At 39.8% G+C, this 16,886-nt stretch carries 17 protein-coding genes; 2 read left to right on the top strand and 15 right to left on the bottom strand.

Going from position 1 to position 16,886, the window contains the following annotated elements:
- Positions 1-45: 45 nt before the first annotated feature.
- From LMF89_RS04715 to LMF89_RS04690, 6 genes are all read right to left on the bottom strand, one after another.
- Positions 46-426, bottom strand: a complete 381-nt coding sequence (locus LMF89_RS04715; RefSeq protein WP_229534105.1) for an HsmA family protein — start codon at positions 424-426, stop codon at positions 46-48.
- 341 nt (positions 427-767) lie between these two features.
- On the bottom strand, positions 768-1,373 hold the full coding sequence (locus LMF89_RS04710) for a LysO family transporter (RefSeq protein ID WP_007960877.1): 606 nt from the start codon (positions 1,371-1,373) through the stop codon (positions 768-770).
- A complete protein-coding gene (locus LMF89_RS04705) occupies positions 1,370-1,669 on the bottom strand; it encodes a LysO family transporter (RefSeq protein ID WP_229534104.1) in 300 nt (99 codons plus the stop codon). Before LMF89_RS04705 ends, LMF89_RS04710 begins: the two co-directional genes overlap by 4 nt.
- Positions 1,670-2,188: 519 nt before the next feature.
- Positions 2,189-2,683 carry a hypothetical protein gene (locus LMF89_RS04700; protein ID WP_229534103.1) on the bottom strand — a complete coding sequence of 165 codons (495 nt, stop codon included), beginning with the start codon at positions 2,681-2,683 and terminating at the stop codon, positions 2,189-2,191.
- A gap of 51 nt (positions 2,684-2,734) precedes the next feature.
- Positions 2,735-3,280, bottom strand: coding sequence for a hypothetical protein (locus tag LMF89_RS04695; RefSeq protein ID WP_229534102.1), 546 nt, complete (start codon positions 3,278-3,280; stop codon positions 2,735-2,737).
- Positions 3,281-3,446: 166 nt separating this feature from the next.
- Entirely contained in the window at positions 3,447-4,712 is a 1,266-nt protein-coding gene (locus tag LMF89_RS04690; protein WP_229534101.1) for a cation:dicarboxylate symporter family transporter, read from the bottom strand.
- A gap of 222 nt (positions 4,713-4,934) precedes the next feature.
- On the opposite strand from LMF89_RS04690, the gene LMF89_RS04685 reads away from it, so the two are divergent.
- Complete coding sequence (locus LMF89_RS04685; protein ID WP_229534100.1) at positions 4,935-6,227, top strand: sensor histidine kinase; 1,293 nt, start codon at positions 4,935-4,937, stop codon at positions 6,225-6,227.
- 4 nt (positions 6,228-6,231) lie between these two features.
- Positions 6,232-7,152 carry a response regulator gene (locus LMF89_RS04680; RefSeq protein WP_229534099.1) on the top strand — a complete coding sequence of 307 codons (921 nt, stop codon included), beginning with the start codon at positions 6,232-6,234 and terminating at the stop codon, positions 7,150-7,152.
- A gap of 207 nt (positions 7,153-7,359) precedes the next feature.
- On the opposite strand, the gene LMF89_RS04675 is transcribed toward LMF89_RS04680, so the two are convergent.
- The 9 genes from LMF89_RS04675 to LMF89_RS04635 form a co-directional block, all read right to left on the bottom strand.
- Positions 7,360-8,106: an ABC transporter permease gene (locus LMF89_RS04675; RefSeq protein WP_229534098.1), complete on the bottom strand. Its 747-nt coding sequence runs from the start codon at positions 8,104-8,106 to the stop codon at positions 7,360-7,362.
- Positions 8,103-8,855: an ABC transporter ATP-binding protein gene (locus LMF89_RS04670; RefSeq protein WP_229534097.1), complete on the bottom strand. Its 753-nt coding sequence runs from the start codon at positions 8,853-8,855 to the stop codon at positions 8,103-8,105. The genes LMF89_RS04675 and LMF89_RS04670 overlap by 4 nt, the downstream gene beginning before the upstream one ends.
- Positions 8,855-9,808 (bottom strand): ABC transporter substrate-binding protein, encoded by a 954-nt coding sequence (locus LMF89_RS04665; RefSeq protein ID WP_229534096.1) that lies wholly within the window; start codon positions 9,806-9,808, stop codon positions 8,855-8,857. Before LMF89_RS04665 ends, LMF89_RS04670 begins: the two co-directional genes overlap by 1 nt.
- A 307-nt stretch (positions 9,809-10,115) precedes the next feature.
- Positions 10,116-10,913: an ATP-binding protein gene (locus tag LMF89_RS04660; protein WP_229534095.1), complete on the bottom strand. Its 798-nt coding sequence runs from the start codon at positions 10,911-10,913 to the stop codon at positions 10,116-10,118.
- The gene (cooS, locus tag LMF89_RS04655) at positions 10,910-12,871 is read right to left on the bottom strand and encodes an anaerobic carbon-monoxide dehydrogenase catalytic subunit (RefSeq protein ID WP_229534094.1); all 1,962 of its coding nucleotides are present in this window, start codon (positions 12,869-12,871) and stop codon (positions 10,910-10,912) included. The genes LMF89_RS04660 and cooS overlap by 4 nt, the downstream gene beginning before the upstream one ends.
- Before the next feature lie 163 nt (positions 12,872-13,034).
- A complete protein-coding gene (locus LMF89_RS04650) occupies positions 13,035-13,706 on the bottom strand; it encodes a Crp/Fnr family transcriptional regulator (RefSeq protein ID WP_007960900.1) in 672 nt (223 codons plus the stop codon).
- 176 nt (positions 13,707-13,882) lie between these two features.
- Positions 13,883-15,787, bottom strand: a complete 1,905-nt coding sequence (locus LMF89_RS04645; RefSeq protein ID WP_229534093.1) for a heavy metal translocating P-type ATPase — start codon at positions 15,785-15,787, stop codon at positions 13,883-13,885.
- A 2-nt stretch (positions 15,788-15,789) separates the two neighbouring features.
- On the bottom strand, positions 15,790-16,209 hold the full coding sequence (locus LMF89_RS04640) for a MarR family winged helix-turn-helix transcriptional regulator (protein ID WP_229534092.1): 420 nt from the start codon (positions 16,207-16,209) through the stop codon (positions 15,790-15,792).
- Between the two features lie 344 nt (positions 16,210-16,553).
- Positions 16,554-16,859 (bottom strand): antibiotic biosynthesis monooxygenase, encoded by a 306-nt coding sequence (locus LMF89_RS04635; protein ID WP_007960904.1) that lies wholly within the window; start codon positions 16,857-16,859, stop codon positions 16,554-16,556.
- Positions 16,860-16,886 lie beyond the last annotated feature (27 nt).

Raw genomic sequence — 16,886 nt, 5'->3', positions numbered from 1 at the left:
TACCAGAATTATGCTCTTTGGTATGATCGCTGACCAGCGGTTTATTTATAGAAAATGGACAATTGCTCCGCTAATAAAGGGCAATAACCAAATCAGCCAAACGAGTAAGCTATAGCGATGAAACTTTCGAATCCAGCTTTCCTTATGAGTCACGATAATAATCGTAGCCCAGCACGTATGCAATAGCATCAATAGCAGCGCTATAATACCAGTCAAACTGTGAAAATCGCTGGTTATGGGTATGACACTAGCAACATGCCCCTTAGCGATTTCCCCCATAGCTGATGTTCCTAGAACATCACAAATAATTCCTAACCAGAATAGGAATAAATGTCCTCGTTTTAATTTACCTTTTATCTTTTCACTCCAAACTCCAACTGTATATAATACAAAGGCACAATTTATAAATATGATTCCATATGACATTTTAACTCCTCATTCTTTCGTTTCTTGCTGCATCATGGCTTGCATTTCGTATTTTCTTTTTTTACTTTAACAATGATCTCGACTACATCTTTTTCTTGGTTATACATAGCATCTGAATTCCCTCAACCTAGCCAGAATTCTATGATTCACTTATAATATGACTCTTCTTTCCTATTGTACCACTATTATACATGACGAAATAACAGCCAATTTATTGCATGACTTTTTTCTTTTACTGAATGGACAAAAAAAGCCCCAGAATCATCTCACTCTAGAGCAATTTAAAGGTATCTTTGGGTCCGCGCTTCCCCAGCTTTTTTATTTAAAAAGACACACTTACTTTAATAAATCGCCAATAATAAGGGGATCAGAAATGGTACCATTGTTGTTAATATTAGACCGCTTACGAAGGCAATCATTGCCGTGGGTGTATCCGTCATTTTAGCAATAATCGGCAAGGTAGAATCCATGGTTGTCGCACCGCCGGGAGCGATCGCCACAATCTTTCCAATATGAATGGCTAAAAAGGGAATTAAGACAAATGCCATTAATTCACGAAAAACATTAGCCAAAAATGCAATAGCTCCCAACTCAGCACTATAAAGCTGAGTAATGAGCACACTAGACAAACTATACCAGCCAAATCCCGCCCCAACAACTAACACTTCTTTCAAGGACATATCTAAAAACATGCTGGCAATAGAAGCTCCCAAAAGACTTCCTCCCGCAATCGCTACGGGTACTAATATAATACGCCAGCCGACTGCTTTTATTTTTACTAACTCCCGGCGATTATATCCTATGCTGATCCCTACACCAAATAGCATGACCGCCAATACATAGGTGATTACCTGATCCAACACCTCGGGGTTCATCAAAGAAGGCAGCATCCATCCAAGAGCAATGCCTGCTAAAACCGCTGCCACAATACAGCTAATCATTTTCATAATTGCTCTTCCTCTTTTTTGTGATGTTGAAAAAAATCTACTTTTAAAACGACAAACCATAACGCAAACACACTGCCAATCGTACTTAAACCTGAGATCACCATTGCTTTGTAGCCTAACAACGTTAAGTTTCCAATGAGCTCTCGATTGCTGCCAATTCCAATACCAACAGCAATTAATAAAACAAAAACAATTGCCATTACGATTTTATCCAAATGTCCAATCCATTTTTCCGTAATTATATTACTAGCCCCCAATAAACATCCTGCAAGTAAGCTGATGATTACAATTTCCACTTCATTCCCTCACCTTATCCTTTTCATTTATATTATTTATTTCAATACTATAGCGAAATAACCTGTATTCCTGGACGTTACTTTTCTGATTTTAACATAGATTCATCTTTTTCCATCGATGAAAATTATACTTTTACTAGTAAAAAGAGACCCTGCAAGGATGGAGGGCACTGAAAAACATAGTCTTCACAGATAGCTGAGGAAATAAGCGCCTCAAAAAAGACGACCTTCATTCACCTATTTGGGAACGGAGGCCGTCTTTTTTTTGGGGGCGGATATTTAAACATCCGGACCGGGTCCACGGCGGTACGTCCGTTATTGTATACTGATAAATAAAAAAACTTCCGCCTGCTGCAAGTGGGAGTTAAGAATCGATAGTATCTCATTTGCGTTAAAACTATAGATAATTTAGTGAGGATCTTTTCGACCTGCAAGGCGACGACAACAAGGCTGGACGGAAAAAGACTGCTAAAGTAGCAGATTTTTAATGCAGATGAGGAACTAGGAGTCCTGGATCGATTAAAATTTACAACTAACACCTATGCCAATACTGGATTTATTACCAGAAAGAGTGGACAAATTGATATTTAGATCACTGGTATCCGTCAATCGATAGTTAGCACCCAGCTGTAATTCTTGCAAACCGTTTCCAGCAATTAAAGAAGCGTAGCCTTCTAGATCATCAGCTAATTCGCTCTGTACGGCTCCACCCAAATATCCTTTGGAATGAGAGTCAGAAATTCGATTTCCAACGATCACTCTCAATGTTTCATTATCCGTTCTAATCTGGGCATAATAATCCGTTGCACTCTTGTCATCTCTTAAGTCACGGTAAGAAATACCGAGAATCAGATTATCCGTAGTTTGCATTTCCATATAGTACATACTATTCTTGCTGCCGCTAATGACACCAACAGCCGTATCTTCTCTTTCCAGATCATTGATCGGCGTGGCAAATACATTATTCATATTGAGTAAAAGGAAAGATATAAAGGTTATTATTATTTTTTTCAACTAAAATTCCCTCCCAACTATCTACTGCCTTTACCTCACTACTTTTTAGCTTTACTTCATCGTGACATATTCAATATTATTTTGGATATAGTCTGTCATATTTCTCATAATTTGTGCTTCTGTTGAATCAACAGGAACTGCAACCCAGTCAGATGAGTTTGCATCTCTAGAAATAAGCTGGGAATCTTTATCATAGTAATAGGATTCTAGAGCTTTGTATCTAAAATTTTTAGAATCAAATTGAATATGTATGTATTGATAAGACATCTTTTTATAGAGTTCCTTTATTTCCTTGGCTTTTGCCTTTTCCTTCTTCGATGCCTTTTTGATACTTTCCAGTTTTGCTTTTCTTTCTTTGTCCGTAACTACTTTTTTTACCCAGCCATCCAGAATTCCACTGTTAACATATTTGGTGATTCTTGTATTATCCAGATAAACGGTTCCAGGCTCTCTGGTAGTAATCTCTAGCAAACCACTTTGCCCATGAACAGGAGCCACTATCCCCGTCAGCAAAAAGATCGTGATGAGCAGTATCGATACATTGTGATGCAGCCATTTCTTTTTTTGGGATATCCATAAGTATTTTATCTTAACCATGGGATTATCACTTCCCCTCACACTTATAATTATTAAATCATTATAAGTGATAAACTTTGTAATTTCCTTTTAAATTCTTATTTTATGACTGATAATGGTAAATAAAATAGCCTGAAGCTTATTTGCAAAGCCTCAGACTATTTTTTAAAAAAGTATAGTAATAATCCTATGCAATTTTACGAAGTATTTCTTCTTCTTTTTTAGTATCGTATTGATGTTCCAATTTAGAAATTACTACTGCAGCTAATGCATTGCCAATAACATTGACAACCGTTCTTGCCATGTCCATAAAGCGATCAACCCCTGCAATAAAGGCCAATCCTTCTGCTGGTATTCCTACGGTACCAAGGGTTGCTAATAATACAACAAAGGATGCGCCTGGCACACCTGCTATACCTTTAGAGGTAAGCATAAGCACCAGCATCAAGTCAATTTGACTGCGAATGGACAAATCAATACCATATAATTGGGCTAAGAAAATAGCAGCAACTGCCTGATAAAGGGTCGAACCAGTTAGATTAAATGAATAACCTGTAGGAATTACAAACGTTGTAATCGATTTGGGACAGCCCATCTTTTCCATTTTCAACATAATATTAGGCAGAACGGCTTCTGAACTTGCTGTTGTGTAAGCAAGAATCAATTCATCCTTCAGTACCCTAATAAAATTCATGATGCTCAGACCATAAAGTTTGGCAATCCCACCCAGTACCACGAATACAAATACAAACATCGCTCCATAAACTGTAATAACCAGTTTCCCCAGAGGAATCAAAGATTGAAGACCAAATTTAGCAACGGTTGAACCAATTAAGGCAAACACACCAAAAGGTGCAAATTTCATGATTTGGTTCGTCACCCAAAACATGGTTTCTGCAATTCCTTCGCAAAGCTTAAGAACAGGTTTTCCTTTTTCTCCAATCGCTGCTACTCCTAGCCCAAACATAACGGAGAAAAATATGATAGCAAGTAAATCACCCTTAGCCAGTACATCAAACACATTCGTAGGAACAATATTAACAAAGGTATCAGCAAAACTATGCTGACTCATACTTTCCGCAGTATTCACATAATTGGCAATATTCGTTTTAGCAAGAGTACCACTGTTTTCAATGCCAATTCCGGGTTTTACTACGTTGGCAATGATAAGTCCCATAACAATAGCTATCGTTGTGACAATTTCGAAAAAAAGAATAGTTTTACCGCCTATTTTCCCAAGCTTCTTGGCATCACCAACACCCGCAATCCCAACAATCAGGGAGGAAACCACGATGGGTACCACAATCATTTTAATCAGCCTAATAAACATGTCACCTAAGGGTTTGAGATACCCTTCAATCGTTGGATCACCATAGTAAGCAGCACCGACTGCAACGCCTAATACAAGACCAATCAGAATCTGCATACCTAATCCAAATTTAATTTTCTTCATTTTTTCATCGTCCTTTCTATTTTCTCTGGTATGATGGAAAAGTCTAATGTAATACAATTTTCTGATTTTACTGTATCACGCAGCCTATAAAATCCAACATAATACTAGAAAGCTACTGAAAACTTTAAAAAGAATGCCTGGAAGACAGTTATATTTTCTGTTATTCTGTAAAGAGTACCAACAGCATTCCCAAGATTCCCGTCCAAGGAAGTGTACCTGAAAATGAAGAAACACTATATTGCGATTTTGCTAATGATGTTCATTGTTCCCTTAGCCGGCGAATTAAAATTTTATCCTTTTGAAGGGGAATTTCACTCTTTCCGTGTTAGTTTTGGCTCACCAGCATTTTTATTTTTTCTATTATGGCTGCGCAGCACCTCATTTATGCTGTCAGGCTTACTTTCTGGTTTGTCCGTTTTAGTCTTTCGCATGCTCTTAGACTGGAGTACGGGGGATGGATCTTGGACTTCTAGTTTTTTATTTCACCTGCCAGCATTTCTTTATTATGTGATTTATGCAGGGATCTTTTATTTGGCAAAAGCCAATGATTTATATAGCAGCCCCTTACGTATTGGACTGTTGTCCATACTAGCAGAAATTACCGCTAGTATGATAGAACTCTTACTCCCCCTTACCTATTCCAGTGCAGCCTTTATACTTACATTTTCGATTATTAGTAAGCTTTTAATTGCTGCCGTTATACGCAGCTTTTTTGTTCTTAGCTTCTTTTTTATCACAAACTTACGCCACGCGGAATTTGCCGCTGAACAGCAAAAAGAACAGAACAAGCACATATTACTATTAATCTCCAGTTTATATGAAGAAGCCATTCAACTTACAAAGTCTCTGCAAAATGCAGAAAATATTACGCGAGACTGTTATAAATTATATAAAGATGTAAATGATGATCATTTTTTGCTTACTAAAAACCAACTTGCGCAGAACATACTGGAAATAGCCGGACAAGTACATGAAATAAAAAAAGATAACCAAAGAATCTATGCCAGTCTTACCCAGTTAATCTCAGACGGTGAATTGCATGACTATATGACCGCCTCGGAATTAGCAGAAATTATCGTACAATCCCATCAAAAATATGCCCGCTCCTTGGGCAAGAATATAGCCTTTGACCTGCAGGTTGAAAAAACACTGCCACCATTGCACGTGTATACAGTTTTATCTCTCGTCAATAATCTGGTATCCAATGCCGTAGAATCCATTCAAGATTCTGGCTGTATCAGAATCTTTTTTTATCGCAAGGAGCAATACATCGCCTTCCAGGTAGCCGATACGGGGCCAGGAATTCCCCTCAAAAAAAGAAATCTGATTTTCAAACCTGGCTACACTACTAAGTTTGATGTATCAGGCAATCCGTCTACAGGTATGGGCCTGCCATATATTAAAGATTTAGCCAATAGTCTAAACGGCAGTCTTACACTCGAAGAAAATTCTCCTAGCAATGAGACCATTTTCACCATAACGTTACCACCACAACATTTAATAAGGGAAGGATAATATCATGCGTTTTTTTATTGTTGATGATGATGAGGCAATCCGTTCTATGTTGTCAGAAATCATTGAAGATTATGACCTTGGAATTGTAGTAGGAGAAGCGGCAAATGGCGCTGCCATTGATGATCATCTGTTAAACGTGAAAGCTGTTGATATTCTCATAATTGATCTACTTATGCCTGTGCGAGATGGAATTGAAACGGTTCGTGCAATAAAATCCGGATTTGGCGGCAAAATTATCATGCTCTCCCAAATAGATAATAAAGAGATGATCGGCAATGCCTATTTACTAGGAGTAAACTATTACATTACCAAACCTATTAATCGCCTGGAAGTTCTCGGCATTATTCAAAATGTAATGGAACATGTAAGGCTGCAGAATGTGATCAATAATATTGAGAAAAACTTGAATGTGCTCAATACAGAAAAAGGCCCCTCTGCATCTGGAACTGCTGCAGTAAGTAAACATTCCATTGTAGTATCGGGACAAAACCTGCTCGCTGAATTGGGAATGATCGGAGAAAATGGCTGCAACGACTTGTTAGGCATGCTGGACTATCTAAAAAGCTATGAGAATCATCAACCATTAGAGCTGGAATTTCCGTCTTTAAAAGATATCTTTATGAATGTAGCAATGAAGAAGCTGGGCTTATCTGACCCGAATGATATAAAAAAAGAAACAAAGGCATTAGAGCAGCGAGTGCGCCGCGCTATCTTTCAAGGACTGCATCATCTATCTTCCATCGGCGTTACAGATTACGCCAATCCAAAATTTGAAGAATATGCACCAAAGTTCTATGATTTTGTTGAAGTCCGAAAAATGATGCTCAACTTACAAAATAATATGAAACCTTCCATCTCCAATTCTCATATCAATATTAAAAAATTTATAAAAGTTTTGTATCTGGAATCAAAAAAAAGGCTCTGACAGCAGTAGCTGCCTTCTCATTAGGACAGCAAAGGATGAGCATAACTAACGCTTCAACCTTGTACTTAACCTGCGCTTATAGTTATGCTCATCCTTTGCTTGTCTACGGCTATAGTTCTTTTTCGAGAATAAACCATCATAAGTCCCAGTAAATTCTCTTCCATAAGAATATTTACTGGGACTTTATGATGTACGCTACATTCTACTTTATTTATACTGCCAGTGGCATATTTTTCGATCCAAATAATCAATCACACCGAATAAAACCAGCCCCATGCAGCTTAGCACCACGATACCTGAATACATTTCCAAATAATTTACCCGCATCCAGGCATCCATAATGAAATATCCCATCCCATACTCAGTGCCAAATGTTTCTGTAAAAAATAGCACGGAAATTGCCGTTGCCATAGCCACTCGTATCGATGTCAAAAATTTAGGCATGGAAGCAGGTATGAGAATTTCCCGGAAAATATTACTAAATGTAGCCCCTAATGAATATAAAGGATAATATGTTTCCTTCGGTATACTTTTGACTCCATCTCGAACGGCTATAATGACCTGAAAAACAATGATTAAAAAAATCATAAGGATTTTTGATACTTCTCCTAATCCCAATAACAGCATCATAATCGGTAATAATGCAATTTTAGGTATGGGATAGGTTAAATAGACAATGGGCGACAAGGCCCTGTCCCATTTTGGAAAATAACCCATGCATAGACCTACAGGAACCCCGACAATCACAGCTAAAATAACACCCGCCACAATACGCCATAAACTATAGGAACCGTGAATTAGAATTTTGGGAATAAAAATTCCCAGTAAATTCTTCATCACAATCCAAGGCGTTGGGATAATTGGCAGATTTACTAAGCTGGCAGCCATATACCATAAAGTGAAAAAAATCAGTATGCCGTAAAGATACCAAACTCCCCTTCGCTGTTCTATCATTTTGACCAATCCTCTTTTATCATTTTGCGCAGTGTAAGGCTGAGTTGAAAAAAATCTTGATGGTTTCGAATATCGTCTATGCCGAAGAGAGGATTATCAATTATTTTACTGATCGTACCGGGAATACCAGATAAAATTACAATCTTTTGTCCTAAATACAAGGCTTCTTCTACATAGTGAGTGACAAGAATGGTGGAAACGGAATATTTGCGCCAAACATCCAAGAAAACATTTTGTATTTCTTCTCGCGTCATCGCATCTAAAGCAGAAAAGGGCTCATCCATTAATAGCAAATCCGGCTTTAGCAAAAAGGAGCGAGCCAAAGCAACCCGCTGCTGCTGCCCTCCACTTAATTCTCCAGGATACCTGCCTTCCAAGCCTGCAAGTCCTAACTGCTGAATAAAAAAATCCAATTCTTTAGAATGGTCGCTCTCTTTTTTATTTTTAATTTTGGCACTCAACCGGATATTTTCATATACATTCTTCCAAGGCAGCAGTCCATAGTTTTGGGGAATAAAGCCAATTTTCTGCTTCATCGGCATAATAGGCTGTCCATTTATTTCTACTACACCTTCATATTTTCTGATAATCCCTGCCAATACTTTTAAAAGCGTGGACTTGCCGCAGCCAGAAGGTCCAATAATAGCGCAGGTTTCTCCTGCCCCAAGCTCCAGATTAATATTTTCAAGAGCAACGTATCCCTCTCCCATGGCTTCATAGGTAACGTTTAAGTTCTTAATCTGAATCATTACCTTACAAACCGATCATCAACCAATTCTTTGTAGGGATAGACCTTTTGGATCAATTGTCTAGCTTGAAGCCATGTCACACAATCTTCAACATCGGCTACCCCTGGTGCCACAGCTTTCTTATATTGAGGCAGGACCAGCGCACCTTTCACACTTTCAGGAAAACCGCCTTTTTCGATTAACAGGTCAATATAATTGTCCATAGGCTCCTTGGCTAGATACTCTATGGCTTTATTGTAAGCTCGATACATCCCTTGAAGTTCCTTATCTTTTTCATTCACTGCCTTAGTAGTAAAAATCAGAACTCCAGGATTGATGCCCAGTTGATCTGAACTATTTAGTAACTTGCCACCATTGCGCACAGCAATACTTGCCATGGGCTCCGGCAGAGTGGCAGCAGCCACCTTGCCGCTTTGCAGCATTTCCAGCCTTGTGGGAATTTGAGGGATCACAACTTTATGAATGTCCTCTGGAGCAAGTCCCCCTTCTGCCATAATCTTATCCGTTACATATTCAATAATTGTATTTTTTGATATAGCGACATCCTTGCCTTTCAGCTCTTTAATGGATGTAATCTTTTCATCTTTGTTAATGACCAGCTTATAACTGCCGCTTGTCAAAGAGGTAATCACGGTATCAAATCCACCTTCCTTAGCAAAGGCTTCTGCCAGCATATCCGAAATCGCTCCGTCTAAATTGCCGCTTTGCAAGGCACTATCCCGGTCTACAGCACTTCGAAATGGTTTGAGTATTACCGTTACTCCTTCTTCTTTAAAATATCCCTTTTCCTGGGCAATGATGAAGGGAATGGAATCCACATCAGGCATAAGCCCAATGGTAATATTCTGCAGTTGTCCCGACTTTGAATCAGCGCCTTCTTTTTTACTGTTAGCGCAAGCTCCGAGAACAACCGTCATAGCACATATAAGTAGGAATACAATGATTTTTTTCACTTCATGATCCTCCGTTTTCCATATAATAATTCTTCTTCATCCATAATAACATAGAATAGTTATCTTTTAAAACAGAAAAACAGAGGCGCAGAGAACACAGAGAAAATACAGATAGGGTAAAATAAAACGATTTTGAACCGCAAAGACGCGAAGGACACAAAGGGGTCTATTTATATCTTGTATGCCGTATCAGCTGTCTTATACCTTTATAGTTCATAAAATCTATACTGTAAATAGGAAGAAGCCAGGAGTATTGTCAATTGATACTCCTGGCTTCTTCCTATCTACTTATTTACACTTGGTTTTTTTAATCAACTTCTGCCAGTTCTTTATCAATTCGATCTAAAATAGCAGCGGCTTCTTCTACCAGGTCGGGACACAAATCAAAGATCGTCTTTCCTTGCAGATCGGCAAAAACCGCCTCTACTTTATAGGGCAGAAAACCAATTACGTTTAAATTCTGCAGTTCATCTTTGATAGAGGATGCATTGACTCCGTGAAGCTTACTCACAACAACATACACGTTTTGAACACTTAAATCTCTGGCCATTTTGGCAACGGCACGTGCGGTAGCAAAGCTGCGCTGCCCAGGCTCCACTACAATAATAAAGGCATCTACACCTTCGGCAGTACCCCGCCCTAAATGCTCTAAACCTGCTTCCATATCAACAATAACTGCTTCATCCCGCTCTACTACCAAATGGTTTAAGAGAGATTTCAGCAATATACTTTGGGGACATGCACATCCTGTACCACCTGTGGATTTAGCCCCCATCTGCAATAGACTGATATTCCCTTGTTTTACTACATATTTCTCCGGTATATCTTCTACAAAGGGGTTTAGTGCAAACCAGCCACCGAATTCTCCGGGAACTGCTCCAGTACGTTCTTCAATCAGCTTCTCATCCTGGGCAATGGTTGTTGCTTGAGCAAGAAGCCCTGAGCTGAATCCCAGTGCCATACCAAGATTGGCATCAGGATCTGCATCAACGGCAAGCACCTTACTTTTCTTTCGGGATAAAATATGGCACAGCAGTGATGCCAGCGTTGTTTTACCCACACCGCCCTTACCGGATATGGCAATCTTTATCCCTTTTTCTTTCATATTGCTGACTCCAATTTTGAACTGAGCCCCAGCGCCAGGCGCTTTTCTTCAATTCGTCTTAACAAAATAGCTGCTGCCTTCACCGGATCTTTTTCATAGATCAATTTACCGCCAAAAAGCTTTTCTAAATTCAAACCGTCATCTTTCGCACCATTGCATAGTACATCTGTAACAAACTGAGAACCGGATACTTGAGGATTCACACCAACGTGAACATCCACCCCATTGGCTAAAAAGTACGTACCAATGACCAATGCTTTCGGGCTATGGGTTTCCGGGCAAGATCCAACTGCAGGCAAATCCTTAACTTCCACACCTAATCGATTTGCCACAGCCGTCAACAGATCGGCAGGACGGGAATTATCCACACAGCTTCCCATATGAAGAGTCGGCGGCAGAGATTCAAGCCCAGCAGCTTGCCCAATCGCCTTTAAGACACCCCGCAAGGATTCACCACAGTATTCCAAGCCTTGCATGTTCATCAAGTTATGTTTTGCTAAAGAATGAGCCGAACAACCTGTAGCAACGACTAGAACATTATTCTTGAGCAACTCTTTGGCAACAGTAACATTTCCCCAGTCTTGAAATTCACGGACATTTGTACAACCAACGATGGCTGCAACACCCCGAATGGCTCCGCTGGTTATTGCATCAAGCAAGGGCTTAAGGGGATCTTCTTTATTTAACGCACTTAGCGCTTCTATGATTTGTTCGTTGGAAAAACCCGCATATGCTTCTACAGTGCCGGTAAAGCTGGTAATTTTCTGATGATCTCTTTTGGGGAAGTTGGCAATTGCTTTGCGAACAATATCCTGAGCCGCTTTATCCGCCTTATCCGTGTGGAAATTAACATGGGTAGATCCTGCAATCTTAACATAAGGCAGAGTTGTAATAATCTCGGTGTGATAACATTCCGCTACTTTTTGAATGCCAGGCATAATGCACTGCACGTCTACGATCATTGCTTCGAGCATACCCGTTACAATGACCAGTTCCTGAGATGAAAAACTAGAAGCTGCAGGTATGCCATGACGCATGAGCATTTCATTACCGGAACAGCAAATCCCCACAACATTAATGCCTGCGGCTCCAGCAGCTTTTGCTTCTTCCGATAATTTTCGAGACCATTCTACAATTTTCTCCGACAATAAAGGAACATGACCATGTACTGCAATATTAACCATTTCTTTTTTTATTACGCCGAGTCTAAAATTGGATTTGACCAATTTAGGTACACCAAAAAGAATGTCTTGTAAATCCGAAGACAAATGCAGACCGCCAAAGCCATCTACCAATCCCATGGTCAAGCAGCCCAAAAGAAGGTTTATCGGATCAGCATCGCATCCCATTGATGTTCGGGTAACAGCTTTGGAAATCTCTAAATGAATGTTAACAGGGGTTATACCAAGCTCATCCCACTTATCGATTGATTGCTGCTGGGCGTGAAGCGTTAGCCAATTCATCGCCCCTGCTTGTTTCTGAAAGTCTTCTAATGCCTTGAGAGCCACTTGCTTTCCAATATCCTCCACTGCTTTGCCATTCGTTTCAATTCCCAGACCAGCAGCTACCTGATATAACTTTTCCACACCTTTAATCTGATAATCAGAATGCCCCTCTGAGGCTTCTAATAATGCCAAGGCAGTCTCTCTGCCATGCTCGGCGTGTCCTGCCGCACCTTCGATCATCATCGTTAATAAGTTGCGAGCAACAATCGTATCTCCATTCGCTCCACATATGCCTTCCTGGGGTCCTTTGCCATTTAATCCTATACGGCATGGACCTTCCAAACAGTGTCTACAGCAAACTCCTGCAGACCCAAAAGGACAAGGAACAGGGGTTTGTTTTGCCCGAGAAAATGCTGTGTCAATACCTGCTTCACAAGCCTTCTCGTAAAGAACTTCAAAGTCATGATCCAAAGAGATCCTCTGCGTATGAGTGTGATCCTGAGTCTTAGGCATTGTAAATCCTCCCCCTCAAATTTATCCTAAAATAAGTTCAACTTTAAACCAGCTGGAGAAAAACATCCACCCGGTTCTTTAGTCTACTTATCTATACACTAGCAGAGAGACGGAAATAAAAATGTCGGCTAGCTGACAGAATCTTATGTTTTTTTTTATATTTCTATTCATCATCATCCTTGGCTCGCTCCATAATGATATCAAATTTTTGAATGATAATCTTATCCTTTCCAAGAATGAGTACTCCTTCTTTTTGCAGATTATTAAAGAATGTGTTCACCGTCTGCCTTGTGCTTCCCACAATCGTAGCAATCTGCTGATGGGTTAACCCGATATTAACCTGGAAGGAATGTAATTCTTGTCTGTCACTAGACAAAGCCAGGCTATAAATGAACTGATAGAGCCGTTTATTCACTTCTTTAAAAACAAGACTTTCAATGGTGTTAATTGAATTTTTTAAGGAGTCTCCCAGCACTCCGATTACGGTCATCGCGAAGGAAGGAACTTCCATGAGCAAATTTCGAAATGCATCTACAGGAATAAATAAAATTTCGCTATCGGCAATCGCCTGACCAAAAGCACGGGTATGACCACTATAAGTATCGCCCGCATCCAGCAGCGTGAGAGTGAACTCTTTACCGTTTGGGTACCGTAAATACACACGAATTCTGCCGCTGACCACAAGATAAATATACTCAGAATGCTCCTCTGGTCCAAAAATCTCTGCTTTCTTTTTATATTTTTTAGTAAGACAGTGACTTAAATATTGGGTTACAATAGGTCCAGGCAATTGGCTAAATAATTGTTTTCCCTGCGGTCCTCCTAGATTTTTCATTATAGGGCCCTCCCACTATTTAAATCTGGATATAAGTATATCTCAATCATAGTCTTTTTTATATTTTCTATATTACTATAAAAATGCAAAACTCCTGCAAGATTGAGATAAAATCCATCTTACAGGAGTTTTGTATACGTTGTACGATAACCATATCTCTTGTTCACTCTACATAATCAATTACGTAATAAACGCGCAGAGTTCAATACGACTAAAATGGAACCAACATTATGCACAATAGCAGCGGCAACAGGTCCTAACAGACCAAGAGCAGCCAAAATAATTGCTGCAAAGTTAATCACATTTGCTACTACAATATTCTGCCAAATGGTACGAATCGCCTTGCGGCTTTTCTGTATTGTCTCAGGCACCCTTTTCAGGTCATCGGACAGTAATACAATATCTGCAGCCTCAATGGCAATATCCGTTCCAGAGTATCCCATGGCAATCCCAATATTCGCCTTGGCTAGCGCTGGCGCATCGTTGATTCCATCCCCAATCATTGCTACATTACAGCCTGAACGTTGATATGTTTCCACATAGCTGACTTTATCTGTGGGTAGTAGATCTCCATGAACGATAGGAACATCCACTTGCTTCCCGACAGCCTCTCCAACCCTTGAGGCATCGCCCGTCAGCATCACTATTTTTGTAATTTTTTCACGTTTTAAGGCGTTAATTGCCTCTTTCGAACCCGTCCGAATGGGATCTTGTATTGTCAGTATCCCGCTTATCATGCCATTTACGGCTATAAAAACGACGGTGGCTCCTGATTTTTGGTTTTCAGAACAATATTCCTGCTGCTCTGCTGTAAGCCCTATATCTTTGGATTCCATCAAGGATTGATTTCCCAATAAGAAATGGTCACCATCTTTTTCTGCAACTATACCTTGACCAATGACAGGCTCCCAATAAGATGGCTCAACAAAGGATATGTTTTCTTTTTGGGCCTCCTCAATAATTGCTTTTGCCAAATGATGCTCGGAGCGCTTTTCTATTCCTGCTGCAATTGCCAGCAGCTCATTTCTTTGCCAGCCATTATAGCCGCGAATCTCTTTTAATGAAGGCTTCCCAAGTGTGATTGTACCTGTTTTGTCAAATAAAATTGTATCTAGTGCTCCCACTTTTTCTAATATTTCCCCGCCCTTAATTAAAATACCCCGACGAGCTGCCGCCCCAATGGCTGCAGCCACAGCGGTAGGTGTACTCAATAACATCGCACAGGGGCAGAATACAATTAAAATTGTAACGCCTCGTACAATATCTCCCGTTACTAGGTAGACTAATACTGCAATCGCCAAGCTTAATGGAACAAACCAATTCGCCCAGCGATCGATGATTCGCGCACTCGGTGCCTTATTGGCCTGAGCCTCTTTTACCATTCGAATAATATGACCTAAAGCCGTATCTTGCCCAACCTTCGTCGCTACAATCTCAATACTCCCCATAGTTACAATCGTACCGCCGAAGACACTCGCACCATTACGACATTCAACAGGTATAGATTCACCCGTTATCGTAGCCTGATCGACTGTAGCCTGCCCACTGACTACCATACCATCAACCGGGATTTTTTCTCCAGGTTTTATCAACAGCTTATCTCCAGTCCGTACTAATTCGGCTGCAATTTCTCGTTCTGTTCCATCCTCTATAATACGAGCTTGCAATGGTGATAGTTCCGCAAGTTTTTTTAATGCAGTATTTGATTTTTCCAAGGTGATATGTTCTAACATCTCTCCGATCGTCATAATAAGAGCAACTTCAGCAGCTGCTAAATATTCACCAATGGCGATGGAAGCAATAATTGCAATACTTACTAAGAGACCAACCCTGGTATCTCCTCTTTTATAAATAGCTGTAATTGCTTCTTTCACAATGGGTACTCCACCGATGATAGCAGCAATCAGCGTTGTATCAATGCCAAAAATTTGTGGCAGCCACTGAAACCAACTGCTTAATAACAAGATCGATGTGGATGCAATGACCACATAATCTCGAACATGGCCTCCTGCCCCATGTTCCATATGCTCAGCGTGCTCAGTAATTTCTGCTTTTGCCATTTGTCTGCTTTCAACTTCCATACCTAAAAAGCCTCCGCATTAATTTTCTTAAGTATATTTATCAATTGTTCATTTTCTTCACTGGAAAGAACAGAAAGTATCTGTTCAGTTAAATTAGAATGATACTGATGATGCTCAGCAAAAGCCTGCTGACCTTTTTGAGTTAGCGTAATTAAATGAATGCGACGGTCTTCCTTCACAGACTCTCTTCTGGCATAGTCTTTCTTTTCCAGGCGATCAACAGTAACCGTAGTGGTACCGGTCGTCACTCCCAGATGCCCTGCAAGAGTTTTCATCTTCATTTGACCATGTGTTCCCAATATTTCTATGGCATGGGCTTCCGAAACAGACAGTTCACTCGTCTTTATTACGGAGTTTTCCCATGAAGAAAAACCATTAAAAAAAGTAAATAACTCATGTGTCAATTCATCTAAAGAATTCATTATTCACAACTCCTTTGATTGTCTTATTGTTTTAATTAGTGATTGTTTGATATTCAAACTAATTGTAATTTATTGATATTACTTTGTCAATTTAAATTTATAAGGCAAATAAGAAAAACGCTTCGCGTCCTTTAAAACATAGAAAGTAAACCGAACCGCAGAGGCGCAGAGAACACTGAGAAAAAATAGATAAGGGTTAAAAACCTCTGAGCTCTCTGCGAACTCTGTGCCCTCTGCGTTCAACGTTCCCTCTAAAACTTATAACTTCTAGTGAATGCTAAAATAAAAAGAACAGGTTCGTTGAACCTGCCCTTGCTACACTCCATTTGAAATTACTTATTTTCTCAAAAATCCTTTTCAAGAGGAGCAATAACAGAATGTGCTACTCCTGCTCGTGGTCGTGCCATCCAATCGGCGACTGTATCTCTCCATTTTAAATAATGAGCTGTCTTTTTATGAGCTGCCGCCGCCTCTTCTGAGGAGTAGGCTTCATAAAGAAAAAATCTGGTTTCATCACTAATGCATCTCAGTACATCGAATCGAAGATTCCCTTCTTCTTTTATTGAATTTCTGTGATTATCAAGAGTGGCTTCAATAAAATTGGGTATAAAGGGTTCTTTTACATAAATAGTAACGCATGTAACAATCATCTGTATTCCCTCTCCTTTGTATATTAC

The organism is Pelosinus baikalensis (assembly GCF_020819555.1).
GTDB lineage: Bacteria > Bacillota > Negativicutes > DSM-13327 > DSM-13327 > Pelosinus > Pelosinus baikalensis.
Note: the sequence above shows the minus strand (reverse complement) of the source record. Positions and strands in the feature narration are given on the sequence as shown.

Coding starts and splice junctions, on each gene's coding strand:
- LMF89_RS04675 (WP_229534098.1), bottom strand. CDS start 8,106: ATGATAGAACAGCGAAGGGGAGTTTGGTATCTTTACGGCATACTGATT.
- cooS (WP_229534094.1), bottom strand. CDS start 12,871: ATGCCTAAGACTCAGGATCACACTCATACGCAGAGGATCTCTTTGGAT.
- LMF89_RS04710 (WP_007960877.1), bottom strand. CDS start 1,373: ATGAAAATGATTAGCTGTATTGTGGCAGCGGTTTTAGCAGGCATTGCT.
- LMF89_RS04640 (WP_229534092.1), bottom strand. CDS start 16,209: ATGAATTCTTTAGATGAATTGACACATGAGTTATTTACTTTTTTTAAT.
- LMF89_RS04645 (WP_229534093.1), bottom strand. CDS start 15,787: ATGGAAGTTGAAAGCAGACAAATGGCAAAAGCAGAAATTACTGAGCAC.
- LMF89_RS04650 (WP_007960900.1), bottom strand. CDS start 13,706: ATGAAAAATCTAGGAGGACCGCAGGGAAAACAATTATTTAGCCAATTG.
- LMF89_RS04680 (WP_229534099.1), top strand. CDS start 6,232: ATGCGTTTTTTTATTGTTGATGATGATGAGGCAATCCGTTCTATGTTG.
- LMF89_RS04695 (WP_229534102.1), bottom strand. CDS start 3,280: ATGGTTAAGATAAAATACTTATGGATATCCCAAAAAAAGAAATGGCTG.
- LMF89_RS04635 (WP_007960904.1), bottom strand. CDS start 16,859: ATGATTGTTACATGCGTTACTATTTATGTAAAAGAACCCTTTATACCC.
- LMF89_RS04660 (WP_229534095.1), bottom strand. CDS start 10,913: ATGAAAGAAAAAGGGATAAAGATTGCCATATCCGGTAAGGGCGGTGTG.
- LMF89_RS04670 (WP_229534097.1), bottom strand. CDS start 8,855: ATGATTCAGATTAAGAACTTAAACGTTACCTATGAAGCCATGGGAGAG.
- LMF89_RS04690 (WP_229534101.1), bottom strand. CDS start 4,712: ATGAAGAAAATTAAATTTGGATTAGGTATGCAGATTCTGATTGGTCTT.
- LMF89_RS04685 (WP_229534100.1), top strand. CDS start 4,935: ATGAAGAAACACTATATTGCGATTTTGCTAATGATGTTCATTGTTCCC.
- LMF89_RS04715 (WP_229534105.1), bottom strand. CDS start 426: ATGTCATATGGAATCATATTTATAAATTGTGCCTTTGTATTATATACA.